15 protein-coding genes are annotated in these 21722 nt (G+C 55.9%); 11 read left to right on the top strand and 4 right to left on the bottom strand.

The features are described from left to right. Positions 1–131 precede the first annotated feature (131 nt). On the top strand, positions 132–983 hold the full coding sequence (locus TBK1r_RS12475) for an EF-hand domain-containing protein (RefSeq protein ID WP_419581278.1): 852 nt from the start codon (positions 132–134) through the stop codon (positions 981–983). 429 nt (positions 984–1412) lie between these two features. On the opposite strand, the gene TBK1r_RS12480 is transcribed toward TBK1r_RS12475, so the two are convergent. Next, positions 1413–2375: an IS110 family RNA-guided transposase gene (locus TBK1r_RS12480; RefSeq protein WP_145210790.1), complete on the bottom strand. Its 963-nt coding sequence runs from the start codon at positions 2373–2375 to the stop codon at positions 1413–1415. 432 nt (positions 2376–2807) lie between these two features. On the opposite strand from TBK1r_RS12480, the gene TBK1r_RS12485 reads away from it, so the two are divergent. From TBK1r_RS12485 to TBK1r_RS12515, 7 genes are all read left to right on the top strand, one after another. Continuing rightward, positions 2808–3005 (top strand): helix-turn-helix transcriptional regulator, encoded by a 198-nt coding sequence (locus TBK1r_RS12485; RefSeq protein WP_145210793.1) that lies wholly within the window; start codon positions 2808–2810, stop codon positions 3003–3005. A 379-nt stretch (positions 3006–3384) separates the two neighbouring features. Beyond that, complete coding sequence (locus TBK1r_RS12490; protein WP_145210796.1) at positions 3385–4626, top strand: DUF1559 domain-containing protein; 1242 nt, start codon at positions 3385–3387, stop codon at positions 4624–4626. 200 nt (positions 4627–4826) lie between these two features. Continuing rightward, a complete protein-coding gene (locus tag TBK1r_RS12495; RefSeq protein WP_145210799.1) occupies positions 4827–5006 on the top strand; it encodes a hypothetical protein in 180 nt (59 codons plus the stop codon). Positions 5007–5355: 349 nt separating this feature from the next. Next, positions 5356–6711, top strand: coding sequence for a sulfatase family protein (locus TBK1r_RS12500; RefSeq protein ID WP_145210804.1), 1356 nt, complete (start codon positions 5356–5358; stop codon positions 6709–6711). Next, positions 6708–8144 (top strand): sulfatase, encoded by a 1437-nt coding sequence (locus TBK1r_RS12505; RefSeq protein WP_145210807.1) that lies wholly within the window; start codon positions 6708–6710, stop codon positions 8142–8144. Before TBK1r_RS12500 ends, TBK1r_RS12505 begins: the two co-directional genes overlap by 4 nt. A 59-nt stretch (positions 8145–8203) precedes the next feature. Then, positions 8204–9691 (top strand): sulfatase family protein, encoded by a 1488-nt coding sequence (locus tag TBK1r_RS12510; RefSeq protein ID WP_145210810.1) that lies wholly within the window; start codon positions 8204–8206, stop codon positions 9689–9691. A 137-nt stretch (positions 9692–9828) separates the two neighbouring features. Continuing rightward, entirely contained in the window at positions 9829–11394 is a 1566-nt protein-coding gene (locus TBK1r_RS12515) for a sulfatase (RefSeq protein WP_419581279.1), read from the top strand. 298 nt (positions 11395–11692) lie between these two features. Here TBK1r_RS12515 and TBK1r_RS12520 read toward each other — a convergent pair whose 3' ends face one another. The 3 genes from TBK1r_RS12520 to TBK1r_RS12530 form a co-directional block, all read right to left on the bottom strand. Beyond that, positions 11693–12655 (bottom strand): IS110 family RNA-guided transposase, encoded by a 963-nt coding sequence (locus tag TBK1r_RS12520; protein ID WP_145210537.1) that lies wholly within the window; start codon positions 12653–12655, stop codon positions 11693–11695. 352 nt (positions 12656–13007) lie between these two features. After that, positions 13008–13259 carry a hypothetical protein gene (locus TBK1r_RS12525; RefSeq protein ID WP_145210813.1) on the bottom strand — a complete coding sequence of 84 codons (252 nt, stop codon included), beginning with the start codon at positions 13257–13259 and terminating at the stop codon, positions 13008–13010. 91 nt (positions 13260–13350) lie between these two features. Further along, complete coding sequence (locus TBK1r_RS12530) at positions 13351–15312, bottom strand: hypothetical protein (RefSeq protein ID WP_145210815.1); 1962 nt, start codon at positions 15310–15312, stop codon at positions 13351–13353. 788 nt (positions 15313–16100) lie between these two features. On the opposite strand from TBK1r_RS12530, the gene TBK1r_RS12535 reads away from it, so the two are divergent. From TBK1r_RS12535 to TBK1r_RS12545, 3 genes are all read left to right on the top strand, one after another. Then, the gene (locus TBK1r_RS12535) at positions 16101–17810 is read left to right on the top strand and encodes an IS1182 family transposase (RefSeq protein WP_419580133.1); all 1710 of its coding nucleotides are present in this window, start codon (positions 16101–16103) and stop codon (positions 17808–17810) included. A gap of 357 nt (positions 17811–18167) precedes the next feature. After that, entirely contained in the window at positions 18168–18998 is an 831-nt protein-coding gene (locus TBK1r_RS12540; RefSeq protein ID WP_145210821.1) for a hypothetical protein, read from the top strand. Positions 18999–19210: 212 nt separating this feature from the next. Continuing rightward, the gene (locus TBK1r_RS12545; protein WP_145210824.1) at positions 19211–21598 is read left to right on the top strand and encodes a DUF3160 domain-containing protein; all 2388 of its coding nucleotides are present in this window, start codon (positions 19211–19213) and stop codon (positions 21596–21598) included. Positions 21599–21722 lie beyond the last annotated feature (124 nt).

A 21722-nucleotide genomic window follows, 5' to 3' on the forward strand; every position in this document is an offset into this window, starting at 1 on the left:
GTGCAGTCGGCTCGATGATCGCGCAAGGTGGACTCAGGGGCTCCCGATCTCCGGCCCAGCGCGATCACCGGATCGCACAGAATGACTGGGAGGGGGCGCCCCCCCTCCTTCGCGTTTCATTCAGGTGCCTCATGGTTAAGACTCTTCTTGTCGTCGGTCTGTCGATCGTCATCGTGACCGATACCGCCTCGGCGCAGGTCCTCTCCGGCGACAAGCCGGACCTATACGCGTTAGTCATCGCTCCCATCGATTTGACCGACGCGACGCGATCGATGACCGTCTACGACACCGACGAAGACGGCTCGATTGACAAAGAGGAACAGAAACGGATCGACTGGAAAGACGAAATCGAACAGTTCGATCTCAACCGAGATGGCAAACTGACACACCTGGAACTCTGCGTCCGCTTCGCAAAACTGCGAGGCGATTCCGGCGTCACACAGCAAGTCGTCAACAACGCGAACATCTACCTGAGGCGAAACGACCGCAACGGCAACGGCCAGCTCGATCCCGACGAGATTGCCACCATGCTGGCCAAGCATCGCCGAGACTCGGGAATGAGCAAGTCGGACCTCGCAAAGGTGCGTTCGGTGTTTGAACGCTATGACCGGAACTCCGATGGCACCATCGACACCGATGAATTCGTCGCTGCCGAAGGCCCGTTTTCAAACGGCTCCGGCACAAACCCACTCAGCGAATTGGACAAGAATGGGGACGGCGAATTGACGCAAATGGAAGTCCAGCAAGTCATCACGCAAACGCGAAAGACACTCGGTTTCGACGACGGACACCTGGCCGAAGCGAGGAAGTTGCTCACCCGTCACGACAAGAACCGAAGCACCTTCATCGATGAATCGGAGTTATTTGAAACGCCGGTCAGCGGCCAACTTGCCAAAACCATTTTGAAGCAGGCCGACCAGGACGACGACAAACGCGTTTCACTGATCGAACTGGCAACGTATCTCGCCAAGCAAACGAAATAACGATCATTCAGCGTCCATCTCATATCGCGCGTTGTTTGTCATGCTGCTATTTTCCTACCCCAAAAATCTTCCTACCCCAAAATCTTCCCATTGTTACGGTGCCATCGGCTGTCTTAGTTTCTGTCAATGGCGAGTGATGGCTCGCCCGGAAGTTTTCTTGGTTTTGCATCTTTGGCTCTGGTTGGTGAGATTCAGCTCAGGGTGGTACTGAGGGGGGCTGACGCTCGTTCGGGACTCAACGAAATGGGCCGCCCCATTCCGCATCGCCGTCACATCGGCCTCATCTGCTTGCGCAGGCCAATGTGACGGCGACGCGAAAGGGGCTCACCAAACGTCTTGTTGTATGAAGGGGGTGAGTGACTTCCGATGCGACACGTATGCATGTGGGACTTTGCCATGTCGGACCGATGCCAGTGTTGCCCCAGAGGCCTACCCCGCAGGCGCGAGAGTGGATTCACGCCAAGGCGTTCCTTCGCGCACCATGACATTCAGCGTTACCAAGAGCTTTCGCATCACTGCCACGATCGCCACCTTCGGCGGCTTGCCTTTGGCCAGCAGGCGTTGGTAGAACGCTTTCATGATCGAATTGTATCGCGTGGCAACCAAAGCGGCCATGTAAAGCACTTTGCGGACCAGGGAGCGACCGGCAAACGTGCTGCGTTTGCCTTCCTTTTGGCCGCTATCACGGACGATCGGCGCGACGCCAACGAGCTTGGCAATTTGGCCGCGGTTGAGCGAGCCTAGTTCGGGGAGCTCGGCCAGAAACATCGCGACCGTTGCGGTGCCGACACCGGGGCACGAAGCGAGTAGCGCTGCTCGCTCAGACAGGGGTTGGCTGGCATCGATCAGCGCGGCAATTTTCTTCTCAATCCCCGCGATTTGCCGTTTATAGAAGTCCAACGCTTCCTGGATGACTTCACGCACTTCCTCGTCGCGGGCTTGGGCAAGGCGGTTCCGTTCGGCCGACTGTTGCGAGAGAATTTGATCACGTCGATGCACCAGCGCCTTGAGCTTGCGTTCTTCGGGAGAAGGTTTCTCACGCAACTTTGGCGTGACGACCTCACCAAACCGGGCGATCATTCTGGCGTCGATCGGATCGTTCTTTTCGATCAGTCCGATCCCTTTGGCGAACGATCGCACCTGCGCGGGGTTGCACACGCAACAATCCGTATCGGCTTCGTGCAAAGCGTCCACCAGATTGCTTTCGTAGCCTCCGGTGGCTTCCATCACCACGATTGTCTTGGCACGCTTGCGGCGGAGAAGTTTGATCCATGCGTTGATTGCTTCCGGTGTGTTATCGATCGTTTGATGTACTTTTGCAACCGAATCGAAGAGATCAAGTTTGCGGCTTGCGACGTCAACCCCAATGAATCTTTTGTAAACTGTCGTCATCGTTTGGTCCCTGGATAGTAGTGCGAGCTCACACTTGTCGGTGGCTCCCTCGGCTGTTCGGGCTGAGAACGAAACGGACCGGCGATCTAGATGGCACACGACATCGGGTGTCTACCCACAACGATCTACCGAGTCCGCGTGCCTGCCGGCAGCTAACCGGCAGGCACTTTTCGAATCATGGCTCACGCGTAAGCCCAGCTTGAAAACGAATTCAATCGTGGACAGCGAAGTCGAGCCGCCGTTTCCAAGACACTACCCACCAAATCTGGCCGGCAATGACGAGCAATGTCCCTGCTCGAGAGTCCGCAGACGGGTCGGGCCATCATTCCCATCTGCGTCAGCAAGCAACGCTTGATCGGTCGCGTCAGTCGAAGACTGAAAATGAGCACAGAACGATAGCCTCACCCACCGGCACAAGCATGCCGCAACGAAGTGACATCGATCGACCTGACGCCCACGCAATTGATCGCCAAAATCTGCATCGCAGCAGCATCACGACTGTTACGCGAAACAACAAAGCCGGTCATTGAAATCGCGTTCGCCTGCGGCTTTTTCGATCACAGCGTCTTCACCCATGCCTTCCGCCGCACGACCGGCGTCACGCCTTCGGTGTGTCGAAAACAACGCTGACTGCGGCCCCCATTCGATACAAAGATGTCTATCCGCTCTGGCATCTTTCCTCTGTGGCGTGCTGGTTTCCCTTTCTGATGCTTTGCGGCAGCCGACAATCCGTTGGACTTTCGGTCGTCCAAATTTGCCGTGACGACATGCCGTTTGATGGTCGTGCGTCTCATGCCGAAGGCTGCTCTTCCACGCCCGCAGTGTGCGCAGAAACTTCGCTGAATGACGATCGATGCATATCCTTGAAAGAGGGGAGCGCTAACATTCCTATTCAGTGACTGCATTCTCATCCGCTTGAGGTCCGAAACTCGTCGAGGGTCTCGGGGCCTGATAGCCGGGGTTGCAATTTCTTGTTTCAGGTTTGATCTATTGATTAGGAAATCATGCTATGCGTAGCTGTAATCGACGAAGAGGATTCACACTGGTTGAACTCCTTGTCGTCATCGCAATCATCGGAATCTTGGTGGGGTTGCTTCTACCTGCCGTTCAAGCAGCTCGAGAAGCGGCTCGCCGCATGAGCTGCAGCAATAATTTCAAGCAGGTCGGTTTGGCGATTCACAATTACCATTCGGCCTATCAGCGCTTACCCGCCCAGGGCGGCGGAACCTACTCGACCACCCGCCGAGAATTCGCCCCTGGAAGCAACAGTCTGGAACTATCCGCATTAGTCGGGCTCACTGCGTTCATCGAACAGCAGGCCCTTTGGGACCAAATCTCCAATCCTTACAAAGTTCCCGACGGGGAAATTGGTGCCGGGAACATCTATGCCCCGATGGGCCCCTATCCAGGCCGTGTGTTCAGTCGTCTCGTCAATTCAGCTGCTGGACCCTACGATCCATTCGAATCAGATATCCCAACTTTCCGTTGCCCCAGCGATCCAGGTGTCGGGCTTCCCGCCATGGGACGGACCAACTACGGCGCGTGCATGGGGGACTCGGTCCACCGGACGAATTACGGGGCCGCGTACACGATACAAGGGGCGTTGAAGTCGGCGGATATCATCCAATCAGCGAGGATCAGCAACCGAGGCTTTTTCAATTGTCAATTTAAAACCGCCTTTCGAGACGTGCTCGATGGCTTGTCCAACACCATCGCAATGGGTGAGTTTATCACCGACCTTGGTGATGATGACAAACGCTCAAGGCATGTGAACGGCACGACCGGGGCAACCGGGCCGATCAAGTCGCCCGGCGGTGCAATCGCTTGTGAGTCGTTTGTCGATCCCGATCGACCTCTATTCTGGGGCCCGACTGCTCCGTTTGTCAGCAATCCCCACATCGACAATCGCCGCGGTTTTCGCTGGGCCTGGGGTCTGCATATCCACTCCGGGGTCTACACGATCTTGCCTCCCAACCGAGAGTTGTGTTTCGACCAAAACTGGTACCAGTCCGAAGGCGTGTGCCCACCGAGCAGCCGACACCCAGGCGGGGCGCATATCTTGATGGGCGATGGTGCCGTCAGATTTGTCACCGACTCCATCGAGGCTGGAAACCCATCGTCGCGAGCCATGGTGTCCAACGCGAGCGTGAACACGGACCCGTTGTCGGTACCCGGTTCACAAAGCCCCTTCGGTTTGTGGGGAGCACTTGGCACGCGTGCATCCAATGAAGTGCTCGACGGAGAGTTTTGATTTCGCGCTGACATTGCAACAGTCGTCGCAATAACCGTCGTGCACGATCCCGGGGTCACGATCCCCGCGCACGATCCCCGGGCACGATGGCTCACTGGTGACTGCTTTATCTGTTTTCGCGTGTTTGAAAAACGTTGAAGCGACGCGTGTCGCTCTGCAATGTATTGTATTCATTCTATTTCTGGGAGTCTGCGTTCGTTATGAAGTTCTTTACCCATGCGTTTGTTTTGTTATTGGTGATAGGCTCCGCAGGTTGTGCCGAAGAGGAACCCGAGAGAACCTACAACGCTTCCGACATCGAACAACTGTTGATGGAACACCCGGAGTTGAATGATGCACCTCCTCCGGAATTTCGAGAAAAAAGCGAGGTCTACGAATGAGTTCACGCGGTTTCTGACGCAACGACCGCTCGTGATTCAACATCGCTCCGGTCGAGGCGTCGATCGTTTAAAATTGCATTCAGCAACCTATTTCGCTGCGACAGGCTGTATCGCTGGTCGCGCGAAAGCAATCAAAGCGGATGAATGGTTGATCTGACGGTATCCCGATGAGCAAGGAGCAACGCATCGCGATATCGTCGGACGCATCGGGCGTTCACTGGCGCTCGAAGCGAAATGTCGAAAGCCTCCTGCAGTGAATCTCTGACTGACTATCAATGCAGAGCGTTTGCCGGGAGGCTTTCCCCCATTCCGATCAAGCCAAATCACTCAATCAACTTCGACGTAGAACATGAACCGCATTCTTCGCCTGCTCCCATTTCTTTGCATGGTCGCAACCGCGACAGTTGCGACCTCCAAACCGCCGAACATCGTCTTGATCCTCTCCGATGACCAAGGCTACACCGACTACGGTTTCATGGGGCATGCAGACATCGAAACGCCCAACCTGGACAAGCTTGCCAGGGAGAGCGCGTTGTTTCGACGTGGCTATGTTCCGACCGCACTGTGCCGCCCCTCATTAATGACGCTGATCACAGGACTCTATTCGCATCAGAACATGACGACGGGAAACGACCCCGCCGGCACACCAGCCAACAGGGCTCACGCTGAAAAAGCGGGCAGAGACATTCGCGAATTGCTGATCTCACACATTGACCGCACCGGCGCCCTGCCTCAGTGGCTGGCCACAAAAGGTTACGTCAGTCACCAGAGCGGAAAATGGTGGGAAGGCTCTTTCCAACGTGGTGGTTTCACCGAAGGCATGACCAATGGGTTCCCCAATCGGGGCGGGCGACATGGTGATGCGGGGCTGACGATCGGGCGCGATGGCATCAAGCCTGTTACGGACTTTATCGATCGCAGCGTCGAAGCGGGGAAGCCATTTTTTGTTTGGTACGCACCGATCATGCCCCATACACCACACAATCCGCCGACTCGACTTCTTGAAAAGTACCTCAACAAGAAAGTCCAGGAACGAATCGCGAAGTACTATGCGATGTGCGAATGGTTCGATGAAACCTGCGGTTCTCTGTTGGACCACATCGACAACTCGGGCATTGCGGAAGACACGCTTGTCATTTACGTCACGGACAACGGCTGGATCCAGACGGGAACAGGCGGCTACGGACCGCGATCCAAACGCAGTCCCTATGAGCTCGGGACACGAACGCCGATCATGTTCCGTTGGCCAGGCAAAATCACGCCGGCGGATCGCCCCGAACTTTGTTCGTCAATTGATTTTGTTCCGACCGTTCTGGCAGCCGCCGACGTGAAGGGCCCACACGACTTTCCCGGACTCAATCTGCTGCCCCAACTAACGTCAGGCGATCCCATCGAGCGCGACACGCTGTTCGGCGAATCCTTTGCCCACGACATCGCCGATATCGAGAATCCGCAGGCATCGCTTTTGTATCGCTGGGTGATCCACGGCCACGACAAGCTCCTGCTGACGTACGACGGGGCGCCGGGAAAAATGAAGTACCCGCCTCTCAGTGACGCACCGCAGCTCTACAATCTGAAAGACGATCCCGGTGAACACGTGAATGTTGCCGTGACGAATCCGAAAAAGGTCAAGGCGCTCCGTGCACTTTTGGACGGGTGGTATGTCCCCACCGAACGCCAAGCCGATTTGAGACACAAAGAATGATGATCAAAAAGATAGGCTGTGATTGTTGCTTGGCTTCGCTGATTGCCCTCAGTGCCTTGTCGACGATTGCGTTTGGCCAGGACACGGCAAACCAAGAACAATCGCCAAACATTGTTTTGATCATGGCGGATGACCTGGGGTGGAAGGACCTTCATTGTTACGGCAACGAGAAACTTGACACGCCCCACCTCGATCGGCTGGCAAAGCAAGGTTTGCTTTTCACTGATGCCTACTCCGCTGCGCCTGTTTGTACGCCCACACGCGCAGCTCTGATGACGGGAGAGTCACCGGCTCGTCTCAACATTACCAATCACGCCGGAGGACACCCGCCAAATTTCCAAAAACCCGGTACGGATCTGATCACACCGATTTGGCTGCGACACCTACCGCTGGAACGGGTCACCCTGGCCGAGCAACTCAAACAGGCAGGGTATGCGACAGGCTTTGTGGGAAAGTGGCACCTCTCCCATCGCAGCCGATCCGACTCCAACTCCGACACGGATCTGCCGACGGAACCGGAGTTGCGTCCTGAACACCAGGGCTTCGACATCAATATCGGAGGCTGTCGTTTCGGAGGGCCACCAAGCTATTTCAGTCCGTACAGGATTCCCAATCTGCAAGGAAAATTCGACGGCGAGTACTTGCCGGACAGATGTGCCGACGAATGCATCAGCTTCATCAAGTCCGCCAAAGCGGATGGGAATCGCCCGTTCTTTCTGTGCTGGTGGAATTACTCGGTTCACTACCCATTCCAAGCTCCCGCCGACTTGATCGCCAAATACGAACGCAGAAAAGGACCGGGCGTCGAGAATCCGACATACGCTGCAATGATTGAGGGCATGGACCGATCGATCGGCAAACTGATCAAAGCGATTGACGAACAGGGGCTGGGCGAAGACACCCTGGTGATCTTTACCTCGGATAACGGACCATTCCAGGCAAACGTTCAACCACTGCGGGCGGAGAAAGGGTTCCTGTACGAAGGTGGAATTCGAGTCCCGATGATTGTTCGCTGGCCCGGTCGCGTCAGGCCTGCCACGCAAACTTCAACACCGGCGATCACCATGGACATCCATGCAACGATTCTTGACGCAGCGAATCTGAAGGCCGATCCCTCCAATACTCCCGATGGAATGTCTCTGTTACCGCTGTTTAAAAACGAATCCGAGTTGAATCGCGAGTCGATCTACTTCCACTATCCCAATTACGCCTTTCACAAAGCCAATCGACTAGGAAGCGCCATTCGCTCTGGGGACTATAAATTGATTAAGTTTTATGATGATGACTCAATTGAACTTTATAACCTAAAGATCGACATCAGCGAGTCGCGGAACCTCGCCGGCGAGTTGCCGAAAAAAGCCGAACAGCTTCGATCTGAATTGGAGGCGTGGCTGAAAATGACTAACGCCAGTCAGCCAAAGCGTGCGACGTGATCCCCGCTGCAAACGTTGACGCCTTGCGACTGATCTCTGGGATTGCGTGGAAAATTGAAATGAAGACGTTCCTCCGCTTGCTGGTTCTGTTGCTCATCGCCGGCTCCTTCGCACAGGCGTCCCACCGACCGCCCAACGTGATCATCTTTCTTGCCGACGACCTCGGCTACGGTGACCTCGCTTGTTACGGCAACCCGATCGTCCAGACGCCCCACCTTGACCAATTCGCTTCCGAAGGCGTGCGTCTGACCGACTGCCATTCCGGCGGAACGGTTTGTTCACCGTCGCGGGCCGCGCTGTTGACCGGGCGTAATCCCTACCGCAGTGGTTTCTTCTACATCCACAACAGAAACACGTACCTGAGAGACGAGGAGGTCACCCTTGCCGAAGTGCTGAAGCAAGAAGGCTATGAGACCGCTTTCTGGGGCAAGTGGCATCTTTCCACCCTCGAGAAAACTCGCTACGTCCACCCCGGGCCCGGCGAGCAGGGCTTCGATTACTGGATGGGCACGACCCTCAATGCATTCGACAAGCTTGGTGGACCGCGCAGCCCCAAGGCGTTTATCAAGAACGGCGAGCCCTTGGGCGCGATCGATGGTTGGTACTGCGACGTGATCGTTGACGACGCACGCGACTGGCTGGCAAATCAACGCCACAAACAGAAACCGTTCTTCATGTATGTCTGCTCGCACGAGCCGCATACCCCGATTGATCCGCCCCAGGAATACAGCTCCCGATACGACAACGCCGAAGTGGAGCGATTGGAGAAACAAATCCGATACGGTCGGGTCAATCGTCCGCAAAGAGATCTCTCCGGGTACAAGAAGGACTACTACGGAACCGTGAACCAGCTCGATGACGCCTTCGGACGATTGATGAAGACGCTCGAGGAACAGGGCCTCAAGGAGAACACGTTGGTGCTGTTCACCAGCGACAACGGGCCGGAAACTCCGGTAACGTTGGAAGAGTCGCGGGGCCAGTGGGAGGATCCCATCCGTGATAAGTGCTTCGGCAGTCCCGGTGTGTTGCGCGGCATGAAGCGTTATCCGTACGAAGGTGGTCACCGCGTCCCCGGGCTTGTCCGATTTCCCGGCGTCATTCCCGCGGGCACCAACAGCGACGTGCTCTTCAATGGAACCGACATCCTTCCCACTGTCTGCGGGCTGGTCGGAGCCAAGGTGCCTGCCAATCGGAACGTGGATGGCGTCGATGCCTCTTCTGCATTTCTGGGGCAACAGGTTCGACGCAACGATTCCTCCATCTGGTTCTTCCCACACCACGGCGACACATGGTTTCGCATGCCACAGATTTCGATGCGCCGAGGCCACTTCACGTTGGTCGCTTGGCTGCCCAAACGGTCAGACGGCGTTTTACTCGACGAGTGGCTCGCGACATCCGATCCCGACCGAGTGGAACTGTATGATGTTTCGGTCGATCCCGCGCAGAGCAACGACATCGCAAGTGAATTTCCCGAAATCGTCAGCTCCATGAAGCAGGAAATGACCTCGCTCTGGCGCGAAATGCGCGACGAAGGCCTATCGAACTAGCAGATCGACGAGTGCCAGGCCGACGCCACCGGCAAACGTTCAATCATCCCTCCGGGGCTAAACCACCTCGCCTACTATCGTGATGGCGAATGACGAAACACCGAATGTTGTACAACGCATTGATGAAAGGCAAGCTCGTGAAAAACAGACTCCAACTGATGGTGACTTGCCTATTGGTATGGCCCGCGATTGCGTCAACGTATGGGCAGGAGCAGCGTCCCAACGTGCTCTTTGTTTCAGTGGATGACTTGAACGATTGGATTGAACCGCTCGGAGGGCATCCCCAGGCGGTGACACCCAATTTCACTCGTTTCATGAAGCGGTCGGTCTGTTTCACGAACGCAAACTGCCCGAGCCCCGGCTGCAACCCATCACGCACGGCGATCATGACTGGGTTGGCACCTTATACGTCCGGCGTTTATTCCAACTACCAGGATTGGCGCGAAGCGATTCCGAATCGCCGAACGATCGGAGCCTATTTTCGACAGCACGGTTACTTCAGTTGCGGCGCGGGAAAGATTTTCCACTACCACATGGTCGATCCCCAGTGTTGGGATGCGTACTGGCCGTCGCAGCAGCAAAACATGCCTGACGAAGCCTTTCCAGATTTCAGCAAATCCAGGCTCTCGGCGGCGGATCAGCCGACGCCAAAGACGATGAACATGCCGGCGTTCCATCAGATGTATGGGATGTTCGATTGGTCGGCGCTGGATGTCCCTGATGAACAGATGGGAGACTTCAAGAGTGTCGATTATGTGCTGCAACAGCTCAACAAGCCACGCGACAAACCGCTTTTTCTGGCCTGTGGCATTTATCGTCCACACCTGCCGTGGTATGTGCCTCGCAAATACTTCGACCTGTTTCCCCTCGATGACATCGTCCTGCCCATGCGGCTGGAAAACGATCTTGACGATGTTGGACCACGAGCAAGAGACATCGCTTTTCGTGGCGGAGGCTACCATCAGCACGTCATCAATGCGGGGCAGTGGAAACAAGCCGTCCAGGGGTACCTCGCGTCGATTGCGTTTGCAGATGCCATGTTCGGACGTTTGCTCGATGGCCTGGACGAAAGTGGCAAAGGTGAAAACACGGTCGTGGTGTTGTGGTCCGACCACGGATGGCAGCTTGGCGAGAAACAGCACTGGCGCAAGTTCGCGCTTTGGGACAATGTCGTGCGTTCGGTGTTGATGATCCATGTCCCCGAGGATGCCCCCGGACTGCTTGACGGGTCTGCGGATGGGCAATTGTGCCATCGACCCGTTTCGTTGCAAGACATCTATCCAACACTGGTAGACGTCTGCGGACTGCCCGCCAATGACGGGATCGATGGACGCAGCCTGAAACCTTTACTGGAGAAGCCTGATGCAGAGTGGGATCACGTCGCGTTGACGACTTACGACTTTGGAGAGTTCTCCGTACGCAGCCAGCGGTATCGGTACACGCGTTACATCGATGGCAGCGAAGAACTCTATGATCACCACGCCGATGCCGAGGAATGGCACAACCTTGCGGAGGATCCGAAGTTTGCTCAGATCAAGAGCGAGTTGGCCGCCAAGATTCCGGTCTCGCCAGCCCCTTTAGTGAAAACATCCGAGAAACTGCAGCCACACCACATCCCCCCATTTCGCTCTCGAGCGGAATACGACGACTGGTTACGGCACGGCAAAGACAATCAATACTTACTGAAAAAGCACTGGCAATAACAAGCCGCTTGGCGACACAGAGCAACTCCCCCCTCCCAATGGGTGCCATCGGCTGTCTTAGTTTCTGTCAATGGCGAGTGATGGCTCGCCCGGAAGTTTTCTTGGTTTTGCATCTTTGGCTCTGGTTGGTGAGATTCAGCTCAGGGGGGTATTGAGGGGGGCTGACGCTCGTTCGGGACTCAACGAAACGGGCTCACCAAACGTCTTGTTGTATGAAGGGGGGGAGTGACTTCCGATGCGACACGTATGCATGTGGGACTTTGCCATGTCGGACCGATGCCAGTGTTGCCCCAGAGGCCTACCCCGCAGGCGCGAGAGTGGATTCACGCCAAGGCGTTCCTTCGCGCACCATGACATTCAGCGTTACCAAGAGCTTTCGCATCACTGCCACGATCGCCACCTTCGGCGGCTTGCCTTTGGCCAGCAGGCGTTGGTAGAACGCTTTCATGATCGAATTGTGTCGCGTGGCAACCAAAGCGGCCATGTAAAGCACTTTGCGGACCAGGGAGCGACCGGCAAACGTGCTGCGTTTGCCTTCCTTTTGGCCGCTATCACGGACGATCGGCGCGACGCCAACGAGCTTGGCAATTTGGCCGCGGTTGAGCGAGCCTAGTTCGGGGAGCTCGGCCAGAAACATCGCGACCGTTGCGGTGCCGACACCGGGGCACGAAGCGAGTAGCGCTGCTCGCTCTGACAGGGGTTGGCTGGCATCGATCAGCGCGGCAATTTTCTTCTCAATCCCCACGATTTGCCGTTTATAGAAGTCCAACGCTTCCTGGATGACTTCACGCACTTCCTCGTCGCGGGCTTGGGCAAGGCGGTTCCGTTCGGCCGACTGTTGCGAGAGAATTTGATCACGTCGATGCACCAGCGCCTTGAGCTTGCGTTCTTCGGGAGAAGGTTTCTCACGCAACTTTGGCGTGACGACCTCACCAAACCGGGCGATCATTCTGGCGTCGATCGGATCGTTCTTTTCGATCAGTCCGATCCCTTTGGCGAACGATCGCACCTGCGCGGGGTTGCACACGCAACAATCCGTGTCGGCTTCGTGCAAAGCGTCCACCAGATTACTTTCGTAGCCTCCGGTGGCTTCCATCACCACGATTGTCTTGGCACGCTTGCGGCGGAGAAGTTTGATCCATGCGTTGATTGCTTCCGGTGTGTTATCGATCGTTTGATGTACTTTTGCCACCGAATCGAAGAGATCAAGTTTGCGGCTTGCGACGTCAACCCCAATGAATCTTTTGTAAACTGTCGTCATCGTTTGGTCCCTGGATAGTAGTGCGAGCTCACACTTGTCGGTGGCTCCCTCGGCTGTTCGGGCTGAGAACGAAACGGACCGGCGATCTAGATGGCACACGACATCGGGTGTCTACCCACAACGATCTACCGAGTCCGCGTGCCTGCCGGCAGCTAACCGGCAGGCACTTTTCGAATCATGGCTCACGCGTAAGCCCAGCTTGAAAACGAATTCAATCGTGGACAGCGAAGTCGAGCCGCCGTTTCCAAGACACTACCCACCACCTGTGATCTGTAGGGCCCGACTGCTGATTTGCTAGCAGGAGTGTTGTCTTGGTCGGTGGGTGGCACCAATTAGTGAAGTAGCGATCTGGCTACAACACGATCACGCAGTCAGGTAACTGTGCCCGTAACTGCTCGGCGAATTCCTCGTCGAGTCCACCCACATAGGCCGGATCTGCTTCGTCGTAGGTCAAGATCTGGAGTGTCTCGTTCAGCGGAGACATCTCCCAGTCGGCGTCTTTGAGCGATTCACAGCCCGTCAACGCCAGCGTGCGAAGCGCACTGGCATATTGGGGCAACTCCGTGAATAAACGCGTAACGTCGAATTCGTAGCAGTCGGTCATTGAAAAATGCTGCAGCTCCGCGAACGTTGAATAGTCGAGGTCGGAGCATTGCAATTTCGGGCAATGCGAGACGTTCAGGGTGACCAGAGATTCAGGCAGCCTGCCGCCCAGAGATCGCAACGAATCGCAATCCGCCAACCGCCAACCGCAATTCGACCAACTTGCTGAGCCGGTCGAGCTGCCATCGTCCGCCGCTCAAGTTTTCGCACTTTTCCATTCGCAACAACTCAATCGACACGGGCAGTTGATTGACGGTGCCGTTGGTCAGGTTTGGCAACTTGCGCAGATCCAAACTGCGAAGCGTCGGCAAACGGTCCAGCCGCCAGTCCGTGCCTGTAAGATTGCGTTGCTCGGCCAACTTCAGTGACTCCAGTCCGGTTAACTGCGTCGCGACCTGAGAGATCAATTCGTCTTTCAGATAGAAGCACTTGCTGAGGTCAAGCGTTCGCAGTCGGTCGCCACAAGCGAAATCCCAACCGTCACCGGTGACCACGCCTGGGTCGCTTTCGTATCCACGTCCTCCATTGACCCAAGTCAGGCTGAGCGTTTCCAGGCGATCGAGCCGTGACAACAGCGTCGCCAGGGTGCTGTTGCTAACGGTGCAATGATGAAAGGAAAGTGATTCAATGCTGTCCGGCAACGATTCAAACAACGCTTCTTCCAATGAACCGCTGGAGAACGAAAAGGACTCTAAGGCCTTCAGATGTGAAAAGGTCGCTTCCGAGTTCGCTGTGTCGGATTTGCTTTTCGAGAAGCCTGATAGCTGAAGCGATTTTAGAGAAGGGGGCAGTTCGGTAAGCACATTCTCGGTTGCACCGAAACTGGAGAGGTCGAGACTCCGCAAGTTGCTGAGGTGTGATAAATCAATGCCATCGAGCGCATTCGGTGGCAGTCCACGTAGTGATAACGATTCCAACTTTCGCAACAAAGGCAGCTCCTTAAGCGAGAGATGAGTTTTCTCGCGGGGGCCGATGATCGACAATTCTCGCAAGTTGTTGGCCTGCGACAGATCAAAATTCAGGTCGAACGGTTCGTACCATCCACTCAACCGAAACGACTCGAGTTGTGGAGCTGACTGGAAGATGCCGTCAAACCTCTCCATCGCGATCCCCTCACAACTGTAGAGTTCTAACTGGCGAATCGCCGAAAGTTTGTTCGGCAACCAGGCTTCGCCGGTAAATTGATCGCCGTACAAGCTCAATGATTCGAGTTTGGGTACGTCGCTCAGTATTCTGTCAACCAGTGGATCGTGGAGGTAGTCTCCCAGAGACACGCTTCGCAGCTTTGCAAGTGACCCCAGAGGCCAGTCTTTACCGGCGAGGGAGCCTTCCTTTCGAAAGCTCCCCGTCACACTCAACTCTTCGAGGTTGGGCGTCCAGGCAAGCAACTGCGCCCATTGTTCGTCGATCGTTTCGACCCAACCGACATTGATTTCGCCGGCGTCCGTCACGTTCTCCCGCCCGCCTAGACAACTCGTCACGCTTAGTTTTCGCAGGTTGGAGGAGGCTGCGTTCACTTCTTCCACAGGCCCGTCGACGACGATACACGAGATCACGGACAGCTCTTGCAGATTCTCGGATTGTGTTGCCACTGCGAGGTCGCTCAGTCGGAGCGTCCAGCTATTCAGAGTGAGTGCTTCAATTTGGGGGCAGCCGCGTAGGATTTTCGGTAGCACCGAAAGCTGGTCGCTGATCGAGAGTTTCCCGGTTACAGCAGACCCCGAATACGGTTTCAGTTTGAGTTTGCGAACATCACGTTCGTTGACTTCTGCGATGAACGCCTCCAATTTGCTTGAGGACAACATGGGGCAACCGAAGAAACCGTCCTCCAGCGGAGTGAGTAGCGCACGCGTCGTGGGCTGAGCCGTCTCCTTGTCCGGAGGCCTTTGCCCGGCCGCAGTCGCGTGCGGGCTCAGCACCTTTGTGTCGCGTTGACAACCGACGACGAACAGCAGGCTGGCAGCAAGGAGGCTGCCAACGATCCCCAATCCACCGGCAGTCGTTGGGGGCTGAGCGGAATGCCCGACTTTCTGAAGTCGGATGTGCCAATGCATGATGGTCCTCCCTAAAGACCCGTTGTTCCGTCACTCGGAACTCGCGTCGACTCGACGTACCTCAGCATTTTAGACGATCGCCGAACAGCATGAGGTGCAGGAGACCGAACTGATGGATGATGCCCCGCCAGGTGTTATCGGTGCTTCCGGCCTGCTGATTTGCTGGTTGGAGTTTGGTCTGCGTTGCCACCGTCGTTTGGTGGGTGATGCGAAATCATCATCCAAGCCTATGCTTGGCTATTGAGTTCTGTTGACTCTAACGTCTTCTATGTTTGTTCGCGATGAAGCCCGGAGGGCTGGCACAGTGTTTGCCGGTGGCGTCAGCCACCGGAATGGAATGACCTCGAAGACGGAGGCCTGAAAGGCCGGCACAATCGGTCTCATGAACCGCGGGTATTGCTGAAGGTTGGGGAATTGTGTCGGCCCGCTGGGCCTCTGAGATTCCTTGAAATCATCTCCGGTGGCTCACGCCACCGGCATCCACTCTGCCGGCCCTCCGGGCCTGAAGGACTTCGCCTATCCGGCAAAATCCGACACATGGAAAACGGTAGTGTCAGGAATTCTGAACTCTTTCTGGCGGCAAGGACCCGTCTGCAAATAGGTTTCCTGATTGACTTGTAGCGGTAGGGCGCGAGTCGTCCGGTTTTGCGATACCGGACGACTCGCGGCCTGTCGGTTTAGTGTATCCACAAAACGAGGGGAGGTGGCTTAGTAGGCATCGTCACGATGTTTGCTATTCTTGGCGGATCGTCGTCGCGATTCACTTCTCACGCAGGGAGGCTTGCCCAGTGAGCCAGAGACAACCCAAGACCAGCTATTGGCAGGAAGCTCCTACACCACGCGGGCAACTGGTCCTCATTCCCACCGCCCTGGAGGAACTCATCCCTCAGGATCATCCCGTTCGCTTGGTCGACGAGATTCTCGATCAGATGGACTGGACTGATTGGGAGGCGGCCTACAACGGCGGATTCGGTCAGCCGCCGATCCATCCCAGCGTAATGGCAAAGATCCTGCTGTTTGCCATGATTCGGCGAATCCGATCCAGCCGGAACATTGAATACGAACTCAAGCATTCGATCGATTTTATCTGGCTTAGCAGCGGTCGCCGCATCGATCACAGCACGATCAGCGACTTCCGCCGAAACAATAGTGATGCAGTCAAAGGCATCTTCAAACAAATGGTCAAGCTGGCGATCAACCTGGGGATCGCCAATCTCTCGGAACTGTGCATCGACGGCACACGCATCCTGGCTGACGCCAACAAATACAAGACTTGGACGGCCAAACGATTAGCCAAAGCACTCGAAGAACTTGACGCGCAAATTGATGAGGCCCTGGAAACCTTCGAAGTCAACGACGCATGCGACGAAGATCTCATCGGCCAGGACGTTTCGGCGGACCGCCTCCCCGCCGCCGTCGCCAACTTGAAGTCACGCCGCTCACAACTGGCCGCTCATCTGGAGACGGTCAATGCGATGGACGAAGTCCGCAGGAAAAATGGGACGAAGGGCCCCGCCCAGTTACCCAAGACTGACACGGACAGTCGCATTCTTCCCAATAAGGAGGGTGGTTACGCAGCCAACTTTACTCCGATGGCGACGACCGAAACGCAGAGCGGCCTGATCGTTGCGGCGGACGTCTTGATCGGCAACGTCGAACACCACGAATTTGCCACCATCGTCGACTGTGTGGCCAACGACTTTGGAATTGACATTAAGCGAGTCATGGCTGACTCGGCTTACACGACGGGCAAAAACCTCACTGCGGCTGAGGAAAAACAGATCGAACTGATTGGCCCGCTTGCCGAAACCAATCGCGAGAACAACCCTGCCGAGCGTTCGGATTTGACTGAGCCCGTTGCCGCCGATCAGATTGATCAGTTGCCGGTTAATCCACAAACCAAACGATTTGACAAAGCAGCGTTTGTGTACGACGAAGCGAACGACTGCTATTACTGCCCGGCAGGCAAAGTGCTTTCACATCGGACGACCGAGAACACGACGCATGGCGACGGCTCTCCGGTGCAGCGAAAGGTTTACACCTGTTTTGAATGCGAGGGCTGCACGCTGGCTGGGCGTTGTCGCAAGAACGTGAAGCCAAAAGACGAGGCAAGCAGCAGCGAGGCATCGTCCCAGGAGTCCAGCGAAGCGACCTCGTCGGACAAGCGAGCGGGCAAGCGACGTGGTCGCAAGCCTGGCCCGCCACGTGGTCGCGAGACGATGCATGATGAGCATGAAGGAGCGCGACGTCGGCAGCGTGCGCGAATGGAAACGCCTGCAGCCAAAGAGGCTTACTCTCGTCGTCAGCATTTCGGTGAAACGCCTTTCGCCGTGATCAAGAGCACGCTTGATATGCGGCGATTCCTGCTTCGAGGTATCGCAGGTGTGAATCAAGAATGGCGCTGGGCGGCGACCGGATTCAATCTGAAGAAAATCATGAGTTACTTGGCGAAGCTGCGCGCCGCCGCGGCGACACAATCGCTCGGAACAGCAAACTAGGGGAGATAGGGGGCATTTCGAACGAAATCCGCCACAAGCGAACGCCACGATCCCGTCAACACGCTTACCAACGACTCTGGATGCCCCGCATAGCACCATAAAAGCCTCGTCCGGAACCAAAATCGAATCAACCGTCCCCAGGAACTAAATCGACAGGCCGCTCGCGCCGTTCCGGTAAAACGGTAACTTGTTTTGAGGACGGACGCTAAGCCATTCTGTTCCCTGCGAAACGCCCCGACGTCGCGTGATGAAAAAACACGGATTGGGAAGATTTAGTTGACAACAATCCTCTCGCGGAGACTCGCGTTCTGATAAAATACGACGCCATGTCTACTTTGTGTCTGAAGAGGAGTTGAAATGATTGGTTTTCGTCGCGTGTGTTGGAGCGTCGTTTGGGTCGCGTTGATTCCCCTGTCGGTTGACGCTGACGACGCATTGGAAAAAGAACAGATTGACAAATGGTCGGCCTATTACCTGCAACAAGCGAAGAGCTATGAGTTGCGACTGACGGATCCGGATGACGAAAGCTTGGCGTTGGTGCCCACTCCGGTGTTGCGCTGGCAAAACCCGCTGCGATCGACAACCCACGGAGAGTGTTTTGTGTGGACGCGCGATGGCAGGGTTTTAGCAATCGCGTCCATTTTTTCTTATCCCGTCGATAACAATCAACGGAGGGTCGCGCACGCGTTCAATTCCTTTGCCCTGACACCCTTGGTGGCCGAACTCAACCAACAGCCGTTTTGGAACGCCCCGCCGGTGGCGAACGAGGAGTGGCAGATGGTTCCCAATTCACCAACTGTTGCGAGTTCGCCAACACGACGTCTGTCTCAAATGCGTTCCCTTGCTCGGCAGTTTACCTCGGAGCTTGGAGGCACCGATGGGGAGGAGAAGCGAATGCTGCGATTGATGACGGCGCCGCTCTATCGTTATTCGTCGCATGACGACGTAGAAAAGGATGGAGCTCTGTTTGCGTTTGTGATGGGGACCGATCCGGAAGTTATCCTGCTGCTCGAAAGCCGCAAAACCGACTCCGGGCTGAAGTGGTTTTTTCTGGCCGGACGTCATAGCTACACCACACTCGTTCTTCAACACCAAGATCGTGAGGTTTGGCGGTACACGCGAGGTGAGCATAGTCCGCGTTACCTTTCGCAGCATGGCATCGATCTGCAGCCAGCCGTTCTTGAGTGACCGCTGCCGAAAACGGTGCCGAAAACGGGTCCGCATGCCGACACCGGCTACAATCGAGACTTCCGAGCACTCTGGTGAAGACAGCGATCTGGACGCAAAACTCGAGTGGTCGAGCGGAACAGCTCTGGAGCGACATGTTGCCGTTCGGGGTCTGCTGAATCATCAGATCATGGGTTGGGTTTCTAGAATCGAGAAGCGAAGGGGGCTTGGTAATGAGTGAACGTTCTGGCCGGCAGTCCAGCAACGAGCGGCGCTGGCTGCTGATCGGCACCGCCGGCATGCTCGCCGTCGTCGGGATGCTCTATTTGCTCTATGTTGTTGGTGTCTTCAGTCCGCATCCGCGTCAGTTGCGAGACCGCTGGGAGGCTGGGCATTTCGATCTTTCAGAGGATGAACGAAGGCGTCTGCGAGGAGTTTCTGTCGAGTTCGATTCCTCCTACGCCCGATACGCCGACCTTCCGTTCGAGCAAACGAAACTGCCCTCTTCGCGCGTCATCGAGATGGACAACGCGGTGAAGCGTCGCGATCCACTTGCCGTCTTTGAGCGAGATCCGACGCGTAAAGTTGCTGTGACGTCGGAACAATTCCGGCACTTCTATCAAGCGTACGCCAATCAGAAACATCCGGTGTTCATCACGACGGACTCGATCTTGAATGCCTTTCATCGGATTCTGGAGGACTCGATTCTGAAGTTGGAGTTTCGTCAAGTCGAAAGACTGCAACAATTGTTGCCTGCGTTTGACGATCGGCTGGCTGCGGCGAGTCGGCCCACGGATTCCGACATTGTTCGATCCGCCCGCCGACGCGCGCAAATCGTCATCGGCGTCGCTCGGCAGTTGATCGATGCAAACTATGAGCCCGATTCGGAGATCCGCAGCATCGTACGAGCAGAGACGCAGCGGGTGGAAAACGCCACGGGACGCTCAATGCCCGATTGGTTCGGAGAACCGAGACCGTCGTTTCTTGCCATTGACTATTCGCGTTTCACGCCCCAGGGGCTCCACACTCGCGGCGATGTGCTTCGCCGTCACTACCGCGCCGTCCGCTGGTTGCAAACCATCCCGTTTTTCCTCCACGATGACGAACATCTGATTTCGCTGGGGCTGATTGGTGGGGCGGTAAAAGACACCAACTGGACTTCGTTCGTCGAGACGTATCGCGAGTTCTTCGGTGGTGCCGACGATTGGGATTTGCTGACTCTCAATTCGCTGCACACAGACTCCGGTGATTTCCTGAATTCGATCGAACCCGTTCGAACCAAGCTCTTGCAGCGAATCGACGACGAGACACCGAGCAGAATCAACGATCTGGTCGCCACGGAGTTTGCCCCCGGAGACCCTCAGGCCTTATCCTTGCGTGTACTCTCCGCGTCTCTGACTCCCGAGGCTATTCTGTTCCAGTCGGCCGCCGAGTCGATGAAGCCGTCAGGTTCCGTCGGACTGCTCTTGTGCACGGCCCTTGGTTCGAAATTGGCAGCCGAGCTTCTTGCCGAAACGAACGAATCGGATTCGATTGACAATGCCGATCGCTGGGACGGGTTGCTCGATGACGACTCGGTTTACGGTGCATATCTACAGTGTCTCGAGACGCTGCTGCAGCCGATTGATTCGTCGCCGGAATTCATGTCGACTCGACGTTGGCAATTGAAAAGCTGTCAGACCGTTTTGGGCGGGTGGACGCAGATGCGCCATACGTTTGCACTGCAGGCAAAACAGGACGCTTTGATTCTGAACGAATCGTGGCATGTCGGGGCGGGATTCGTGGAGCCAAACCCCGAGTTTTTTCATCGCCTCGGTCGATTGGCGTCCAGGATTGAAACGTTGCTCAGTGAATTAGATGCCTTTGAAATCAATTATCAACACTTGCACTTTCGATTGAATGAATTTGCTCGTTTCTTCACACTGATTCGCGAGTTGGAGAACGAGGGGATTCGGGTGCACGAATTGAACGAAAAACTGGCGAGGGAAGATCGAGAGTTTATCAACGATGTGTACGACAGAATGGGGGCATCGAATCCTCAAGGGTGGCTGGGGCCCCACCAACTCGATGGCAGCACTTCTGAACTGGTATTGGCCGCCCTTGTTCAAGTTTCAGACCATGTCAAACGGGCGGAACTGCCAAGCGATCCGGCCGCGCGTGGCGCGATTCTCAGCGGCGAAAGTAGTTCGGATCGGTCCCGTTGGCTGCGTTTGACGGAAGTGTGTGAGCGGCTTGGTGACCTGGCCAGCAGGCAACTTGACAATCAGACACTGACGGCCCTGGACCAGCAATTCATCACCAACTACGGCGAAACGCTTGCCGCTCTACTCAATTACGAATCTTATTCCGCTGCGCATCCGCTGGACGATGCGATGCGTTGCGTCAGCGTGTTGACTCAGGGCAATGGAAATCACGTTCACATCGCGGTGAGTCGTCCCCAAGCCATCTTTGTGTTGTATCCTCATCAAGGTCAAGAGTTGCTTTGCCGTGGAGCCGTGTTCCCGTATTTCGAATTCAGTGACGAGCAGGTTGTCGACGATGCGTCCTGGAAGACTCGTATCGATCGAGGGACAATACCGGCACGTCCGGACTGGCTGGAGCCGCTGTTTTCAGACGACTAAAGCCGCTCGGCCAACCGAATGTTGCACGTACCGGCGCGGGCGAATCGAACGGCGAGAACGTGAGTCTTCCGCGTCGGCCACCGGTGCGTGGCATCGACGGGTGGAATTGGGGGAGGTAGCCTCG

The organism is Stieleria magnilauensis (assembly GCA_007753675.1).
GTDB lineage: Bacteria > Planctomycetota > Planctomycetia > Pirellulales > Pirellulaceae > Stieleria > Stieleria magnilauensis.